Origin of the sequence: Azospirillum brasilense (assembly GCF_022023855.1) — a bacterium.
GTDB lineage: Bacteria > Pseudomonadota > Alphaproteobacteria > Azospirillales > Azospirillaceae > Azospirillum > Azospirillum brasilense_F.
In genome coordinates, this window is the sequence record NZ_CP059449.1 from 2,802,354 (window position 1) to 2,810,413 (window position 8,060).

Annotated in this window: 6 protein-coding genes and 1 riboswitch; all 6 genes read right to left on the reverse strand. The window is 72.2% G+C overall.

Translation table 11 applies throughout. The features are described 5' to 3' along the window. Window positions 1–13 precede the first annotated feature (13 nt). On the reverse strand, window positions 14–1,762 hold the full coding sequence (locus tag H1Q64_RS13385; RefSeq protein ID WP_237903873.1) for a chloride channel protein: 1,749 nt from the start codon (window positions 1,760–1,762) through the stop codon (window positions 14–16). A 151-nt stretch (window positions 1,763–1,913) separates the two neighbouring features. Beyond that, on the reverse strand, window positions 1,914–3,110 hold the full coding sequence (locus H1Q64_RS13390; RefSeq protein ID WP_237903874.1) for a hypothetical protein: 1,197 nt from the start codon (window positions 3,108–3,110) through the stop codon (window positions 1,914–1,916). A gap of 148 nt (window positions 3,111–3,258) precedes the next feature. Then, window positions 3,259–3,969 (reverse strand): ABC transporter ATP-binding protein, encoded by a 711-nt coding sequence (locus H1Q64_RS13395; RefSeq protein WP_237903875.1) that lies wholly within the window; start codon window positions 3,967–3,969, stop codon window positions 3,259–3,261. Next, complete coding sequence (locus H1Q64_RS13400; protein ID WP_237903876.1) at window positions 3,966–5,705, reverse strand: ABC transporter permease subunit; 1,740 nt, start codon at window positions 5,703–5,705, stop codon at window positions 3,966–3,968. Before H1Q64_RS13400 ends, H1Q64_RS13395 begins: the two co-directional genes overlap by 4 nt. Continuing rightward, window positions 5,698–6,582, reverse strand: a complete 885-nt coding sequence (locus H1Q64_RS13405) for a branched-chain amino acid ABC transporter permease (RefSeq protein WP_014240019.1) — start codon at window positions 6,580–6,582, stop codon at window positions 5,698–5,700. Before H1Q64_RS13405 ends, H1Q64_RS13400 begins: the two co-directional genes overlap by 8 nt. Window positions 6,583–6,589: 7 nt before the next feature. Next, window positions 6,590–7,732 (reverse strand): ABC transporter substrate-binding protein, encoded by a 1,143-nt coding sequence (locus tag H1Q64_RS13410; protein WP_237903877.1) that lies wholly within the window; start codon window positions 7,730–7,732, stop codon window positions 6,590–6,592. Between the two features lie 69 nt (window positions 7,733–7,801). Further along, window positions 7,802–7,899: riboswitch (TPP riboswitch) on the reverse strand. Window positions 7,900–8,060 lie beyond the last annotated feature (161 nt).

Genomic DNA, 8,060 nt, shown 5'->3' on the forward strand with positions numbered 1-8,060 from the left:
CAAGGCACAGCGGTCAGTCCCGCCCGTAGAGGCTGCGTTCGCCCAGCTCCTCGCCGCGCTGCCGCTCCAGCTCCTGGCTGTAGCGACGCAGGGCGTAGGCCTCGGTGACGTAGCCGACGATCCGGCGGTCGGTGGGCGACGTCACGACCGGCAGGGCCTCCACCTCGGCGCTGCAGAAGCGCTGGAGCACGCTGCGCACGTCGTCGCCCGGCCGCAGGAAGTCGTCGGCGTGCTTGGCCAGCTCGCCCACCGGCGTCTTCGCGTCCTCGTCGCCGAGCGACGGGTCGTGCACGGCGCCCATGTCGATGATGCCGGCGTAGGAGCCGTCCGGCTCCACCGCGAAGACGGTCTTGGCGGCGCCCAATGGGTGCAGGCGGCGCAGCGTGTCCAGGGTCTGCGTGGTCAGGATCGTCTTCACGTCGCCGCGCATCAGCCGCATCGCCGTCAGCTCCGACACCCAGCCGACGTCGTAGGCGCCGCGGATCGGCACGCCGCGCAGGTGGAAGCGCCACGTCGCGAAGGAGTAGCCGAAGGCCTGGCGGACCACGGTGGTCGACACCACCACGCCGATCAGCACGCCGGACGCCGCCCAGAAGTCCTGCGTCGCCTCCAGCACCAGAAGCACCATGGTGACCGGCGCGCCGATGATGCCCGCCGCCACCGCACCCATGCCGGCCAGCACCAGCAGCATCCGGTCGAGCCCCAGCCCCGGCACCAGCAGCTCGACCACACCATAGGCCAGCCCGCCGAACAACCCGCCAAGAAGCAGCGAGGCGCTGAACAGACCGCCGCGGAACCCGGAACCGAGTGACAGGGCCGACGCGACGATCTTGGCAACCAGCAGGACCGCCATGGCCTCCAGCCCGCGGGCCAATTGCGACGGGTCGGCGCCGGGTCCGGCGCCCAGCACCTGCGGCACCGCCAGAGCCAGCGCGCCCAGGGCGAGGCCGCCAAGCGCCGGGCGCCCCCAGACGGGGATGGGCAAGGCGCGGAAGCCGCGCTCCGCCACCGTCACCGCCTGCATGGCGAGGATGCTGAGCCAGCCCGCCAGGAAGCCGAGGACCCCGCAGGCGACATAGTCCCAGCCCTCCACCGCCACCGGGCGGCCGAAGAACAGGGCCGGGGACGGGTCGGCCAGCCAATGGGCCACTGCCACCGCGGCGACCGAGGCTGCCCCGATCGGGGCCAGCGTGGCGATGGTGTAGCCGCCCATGACCAGCTCGAAGGCGTAGAAGGCGCCGGCCAACGGCGCGCCGTAGGCGGCGGAGATGGCCGCCGCCGCCCCGCAGCCGACCAGCGTGCGCAGGTCCGCCCGCCGCAGATGGAGCTTCTGCCCGAGCGTCGAGGCGATGCCCGCCCCCGCCTGGGTGTAGGCCGCCTCCATCCCCACCGACGCGCCGGAGCCGTTGGACAGCAGGGTCGCGAGCGTCAGGCGCAGGCTGTCGATCAGGGACATCTTGCCGCCGTAGAGCGCGTTCGCCTCGACGGGGTCGACGATGTCGTTGGAGCGCCAGCGCCGCACCAGCTTCACCATCACGCCGAGCAGCAGGCCGCCGACGGCGGGGACCAGCAGGGTCCGCCAGGGGTCGGCCAGCGCGGCCGCGCCCAAGCCCTGCCCGTGGGCGACCGAAAAGACGAAGGATTGCGTCCAGACCACGGTCTCGTGCAGCAGGGCCACGGCCAGCCCGACCCCGGCGCCGATGGCCCCGGCGAGCATCAGCACACCCAGCACGCTGTCGCGCAGGCTCCGCCGTGTCAGCACCCTGAGGAACCGCCGGCCGGGGTTTTGTGCTCTGGTCAGGGCGCCGGCCGCATCCCCCGCGGCGCCCCGGATTCCCGTCATGTCGTCCGGCATGCCGGTCAATGTGTGCCCTGCATCCGCGCCGTCAACCGCGCGGCGCGGACCTACCCCCTTAGGGCTTGCCCGTCTGGGCCGGCGCCGGAGAGGCACCGGACGGCTGGGCGGAGGGTGGGTTCACGGCGAGGCGCCGCAGCACCTCCGCCAGATTGTCGCGCACCTTGTCGGCCAGCCCGATGTCGGCCTCCTGCGCCTCGTGGAACAGGATGGTGAACAGGCGGCCGGGCGACAGGAAGAAGGTCAGCGAGACGTGCATCTTGCCCTCCTTCAGCGCGCAATCGACCGAGCCGGTGCGCAGCGTCAGGCCAGGCAGGTCCTCGACGGCGCTCAGCGACGCGGTCGGCGTGCCGCCCTCGCAGCGCTTCTTCATCGCGTCGACGTAGCCGGCGGACAGATCCTCCAGCTTGGACCCTTCTTCCACCATCCGCTCGCGGATGCCGCCGACGATCGGGCCGATGCGCCAAGCCATGTCGGCGGGACGCTCGCCCTTCGGCACGTTTTCCAGCGACACGCGCTTGACGTCGCGCACGCCGGCCGCCTTCAGCAGGTCGGCCAGCCCTTCCGGCAGCTCGTCGGGGCGGGTCGCAACCTTCTTGGTGCGGGTGTCGATGGGCGGAACGGCGCCGGCCTTGTCCACGCAGGTCTTCAGGTCGGTGAGCACCTTCTTGGTGCCCTTCAGCGCGAAGGCCATGCGGTCGGCGTCGGAGGCGAAGACCACCTCCTTGCCGTTCATCAGGGCGGTGTAAAGCTCCTCGTCCTTGCCGTTGGGGATGACCAGCATGTCCGGCTTGGGCGCCAGCGCGCGCCGTTCGCGCGTCAGCTTGCCGTCCACCACGACCTTGACCTTCCACTGCTCGCCGTTCGGCAACTCGGCGCCCGGGATGCCCATGCCCAGGTTGACCTCGCCCTTGACGTTGCGCGCGATCATCAGGACATGGCCGGTGTCGAAGCGGCCCTCGATGGCGCAATAGGCGAACTTGCCATCCCGGTCGCGCGACGGGCCACCTTCCCAGCCGTCCTCAAGCTCGGCCGGCCCGGTCTTTTCATTCGGGTCGGCAGCGGCCGGAGCCGACGGCGCCGAAGGAGCGACGGTGCGGGGCGCCGGCGCGGGTCCGGAGGACGGTGCCGGGTAATACATGGTCGGCGGGTTCACGGGGACCAGCTCCGCCACCTGCGCCCCATCGGCGTGGGCGGCGGCGGCGCCCAGCAGAAGAAGGGAGGAGAGTGCAGCAGCGACGGCTTTGTCCAGCATGGCAGAGGTAATCCTTACGGGCAGGGCGACGCCGGAAGCTAGCCCCGCCGTTTGGGATCGGCAAGCGCAAGACGAGAAAGTCACGACAAAGATCCCGCCCTGTTGCCGCAATGCCGAATTGCGTCCGGCGCCACCCTCCGCACTGAAATCAGCCGCCCAGAAAGGCGTCCCGCAGCGCGTCGGCCGGAAGGGCTTCCACCGGCCCGTCGTGCACCGCCCGGCCGAGCCGTAGCAGGACAACGCGCCCGGCGGCGGACAGGGCGCGGGCGGCGCTCTGCTCGGCGACCAGAACCGCCGTTCCGGTCGCGGCAATGGCGCGGACGGCGGCGAAGACCTCCCCCGCCAGCTTGGGCGACAGGCCGAGCGACGGCTCGTCGAGCAGCAGGACCCGCGGGCGGCCCATCAGCGCGCGGCCCACCGCCAGCATCTGCTGCTGCCCGCCGGACAGACGCCACGCCCGTTCCTCCGCCTTGCCCTCCAGCGCTGGGAACAGGGCGAAGGCGCGCTCCAGGTCGCGGGCGCGCTCGGCCCGGCCCAGCCGGCTCGCCACCTCCAGATTGTCGCGCACGGTCATGCCGGGGAAGACGCGCCGTCCCTCCGGCACATAACCCAGGCCGCGGCGCACCCGCCGTTCCGGGGCGAGGGCGCCGATATCTTCCCCCGCCATCCGGACCCGCCCACCCATCGCCGGGACGAGGCCGAGGATGGCCTTGAGCAGTGTCGACTTACCCGCTCCGTTGGCGCCCAGCAGGGCCACCGCCTCCCCCGTCGCGACGGACAGCGACAGGCGGTCCACGGTGACCGCCCCGCCATAGCCGGCGGTCAGCCCCTCGACCTGCAACAGGGGCTCGCTCATCATGCACCCTCTCCCAGATAGGCGGCGACCACGGCCGGATCGCTGCGCACCCCCTCCGGCGGGCCGGCGTAGAGCGGGCGGCCCTGGTCGAGGCACAGCACATGGCCGGCGAGCGGCAGCAGGAAGCCCATGTCGTGCTCCACAACCAGCAGCGCGGTGCCGGTGGCGGCGATGGCGCGCAGGTGACCGGCCAGTTCCGCCTTCTCCCCGTCGGTCAGCCCCGCCGCCGGCTCGTCAAGCAGCAGAACGGCGGGCTGGCGGGCCAGCGCACGGGCCAGTTCCACCCGGCGGCGCAGCGCCGCGGGCAGGCCGGCGCAGGGTTTGGCGGCGAGGTCCGCAGCGCCCAGCCGCTCCAGCGCCCACAGGGCGTGCGCCTCGGCCAAGGCGATCGAGCCGTCGCGCTCCAGCCGCGCCGCGGCCACGGCGGCCAGGACGCTGGCGCCCTCCGGCAGGCTGACCGCCTGGAAGGTCCGGGCGATCCCGGCGCGGGCGATGCGGTCGGGCCGCTGTCCCGCCATATCCGAATTGCCCATCATCACCCGCCCGCCGTCCGGCGTCTCCAGGCCGGAGATCAGGTTGACCAGCGTCGTCTTGCCGGAGCCGTTGGGGCCGATCAGCCCGGTGATGGTCCCGGCCTCCAGCGTCAGCGACACGCCGTCCACCGCCCGTACCCCGCCGAAACCCTTGGTCAGCCCCTCCACCCGCAGCAACGGCCCCCGCGCGACAGCCGCCTCCGGCGGCGCAACGGGCTTCGGCAAGGGTGCCGGGTGGGCCGGCAGCAGCCGGTCGAGCAGGCCGGTCAGCCCATGCGGCGCCAGCACGGTGGTGGCGAGCAGCGCCACGCCGTAGACGATCAGATAGCTGCGCTCCAGGAAGCGGAACCACTCCGGCAGGTGAAGCAGCAGCACCGCCCCCAGGATCGCCCCGGCCACCCGCCCGCGCCCGCCGACCACGGCGATGGTGAGGACGGAGACCATGACGGGGAACTCGAGCACCTCCGGCGAGACGACGCGCTGGGTGTGCACCGCCAGGGCGCCTGCCGCCCCGGCATAGACGGCGCTCAGCGCAAAGGCGGCCAACCGCAGCCCGCCGACGTCCAGACCCAGCGTTCCCGCCGCCAGCGGGTCGTCGCGAACCAGAGTCAGCGCCCGTCCCCAGCGCCCGCGCGCCAGCCTCCAGGCGAGCAGCCCGCCCAGCGCCACGAAGCCCCAGACCACCGCCGCCAGCGGCAGCCCGCGCGGCACCGCCCAGCCGAACAGGACGATGCCCGGCACGCCCGGCAGCCCGTTGGCGCCGCCGGTCAGGGCGGGGCTGTTGACCGCCAGCAGATGGACGACCTGCGCGATGCCCAGCGTCGCCAGCGCGAAGTAATGGGATTCCAGCCGCAGCACCGGCAGCCCGACCAGCAGGGCCAGCAGCAGCGGCACCAGAAGAGACACCGGGAAGGTCGCGGCGAAGCCCCACCCCCACTGGCTGCCCAGAATGCCGGTGGCGTAGGCCCCGATCCCAAAAAAGGCGCCGTGGGCCAGCGACAGCGCCCCGCCAAGTCCAAAGACGATCTGGAACCCGATGGCGGCCAGCGCGTACACCCCCGCCACCGTCAGCACGCGCAACCCGTACGGCGACGCGTACAGCAGCGCGTACGCCACCAGCACCGCGCCCCCAATCACCTCCCCCGCCCAGCGGGGGAGGGTCAGGGTGGGGGCAAGCGCCCACACCTTATGCACGATCCTACGCACGGCGCCGCGCCGCCTCACCGAACAGCCCCTGCGGACGGGCGACCAGGATGACCAGCAGCGTCGCGTAGAGCAGCCCCAGCGCCACCGGATAGGACAGAACCGACGACACCCCCACCTCGAACAGCGCGATCAGCAGCGCGCCGGCCACCGCGCCGGGAACGGAGCCCCAGCCGCCGATGGTCACGGCGATGTAGGCTTTCAGGATCAGGTCGCCGCCCGCCGTGGGGGTGACGAAGTAGCGGTTGGCGAGCAGCAACCCCGCCGCCCCGGCGAAGGCGGTGCCCAGCGCGAAGGTGATCAGGATCATCGCCGTCACCGGCACGCCGCAGGCCCGCGCCATCTCCGGGTCCTGCGCCGTGGCGCGCAGGCGGCGGCCAAGTTGGGTCCGCCCGAACAGCCACTGCTGCCCGGCGATCAGCAGAGCGGCGACGGCGATGATCGCCAGCGACTGCTCCGCCACCACCAGCCCGCCTAGGTCGAGCGTTCCCCCGCTCAGCAGCGGCGGTGCCGCCCGTGGTTCCGGCCCGAACAGAACGGAGGCGCCGTTCTGCAGGATGATGCCCGCCGCGATGGTGCTGATGAAGACCGCCACCGGCGGGCGGCGGCGCAGCGGCAGGTAGGCCGCAGCCGCCAGCAGCAGCCCCAGCCCGGCCATCAGGACCAGCACCACCGGCAGCAGAAGCAGTCCGGGCAGCGGCAGATAACCCGGCAGATGCGGCGCCAGCGCCACGCCGAGCAGCCCGCCGGCCATCACGAGATCGCCCTGCGCGAAATTCACCGCCGCGGTGGCGTTCAGCACCAGCACGAAGCCCAGCGCGACCAGCGCGTAGGCCGCACCCAGGGCGAGGCCGTTGACAAGAAGCTGCAGGGTGATCAAGGCCCGCTCACTTCACCATGCCGGTCACCACGCCGGTCAGGTTGTCGTACCGCTTGGCGATCGCCGGCACACGCGAGACGCCGTCGTAGCAGACGATCACCGCGGAATGCGCCATGTTGCCCTTGCCGTCCGACTTGTAGGTCATGGCGAGCCCCTGGTGGGTTCCGGTGGACAGGGCCTTGCGCACCGCCTCCGGGCTGTCCGCACCGCCCTGCACCGCCGCCAGCACCATGCGGATCCCGTCATACTGGCCGAGCGCGAAGGCGTCGGGTTCCGCGTTGAAGGCGGCGCGGTAGGCGGCGGTGAAGGCCTCCACCTCCGGGCTGCCGCCGGAGATCGGCGAGGCCGCCGTCTCGGCGCAAACGCCTTTCAACTCGGCCGGTTCCAGAAGCGCTGCGGTGCTCGGCTGGTGCATGGCGGAGCCGGCGACGATCGGCACCGCCACCCCGTTGGCCGCCGCCTGCCGGATGAACAGGGCGGTCGGGCCGGAATGCAGGTGCAGCACCAGCACGTCGGGCTTGGCGGCCAGCGCCTTGGTCAGGACCGGCAGCAGATCCTTGGCGGCGGGGTCCACCCCCTCCTCGAACACCGGCTCGACGCCGAGCTTCTTGAAAGCCTGCTCCAGATGGGCCTTGCCGCTCTGTCCGTAGGCGGTCGTCTGATAGATCACCGCCGGGCGCTTCCTGCCCAACTCCTCCGTCACATAGCGGGCGTGGGCCTCCTTGGTCACGGCGTCGCCGGGGAAGAAGCGGAAGACCCAGGGGTTGCCCTGGTCGGTGATGCTCGCCGTGCCCGACACGGTGACCAGCGGAATGCCGTAATCCTGGGCCAGCGGCAGCATCGCCAGCATCTGCGTGCCCAGCATGCTGGCCGCCACCGCCGTGACCTTGCCGCCCGCCGCGCGCTCCAGCGCCGTGACCGCGGCCTCCGGCGAGGTGCCGGTGTCGATCACCTCCGACCGCACCGCGACACCCGCGGGCGCGTCCTTCAGCGCCAGGACGGCGCCGTTGCGCTGGCTCGTGCCTTCCAGCGACAGGAAGCCGGTCAGCGGCACCAACACGGGGACCGAGGCCTCACCCGCCCGCGCCGCACCGGACAGGAGGGACGCAGAAAAGACCGTTGCCGAGAGGATGGAAAGGAAGCGCCGCATGGATGTGTCTCCTCCTGCCCGGCGAAGAACCGCGCGAGGACGAGGAGGCCAGGGGGGTAGCGGCGGCACAGCCTCGAACGCTTGGCTCCCTTCGCTGGCATGACCCAGATCAGGTTCGATGGGTGTGGTCTCAGCCCGCCTTGCGGCAGGCACCCCAGCCGTTCGTGTGCACAGTGTGAGCCCGGCGCGCGGCTGTCAAGCGGCGGCCCGGCGCCTTTTCACAATTTCGCAACGCAACAGACACCGGAGAGTCGCGCTTCCCGTGGTTCCTTCCGCCGCCCCCGGCCCGCGCCGGACCGTCGCCCCAACCGGAAAGTCGTCACGAAGC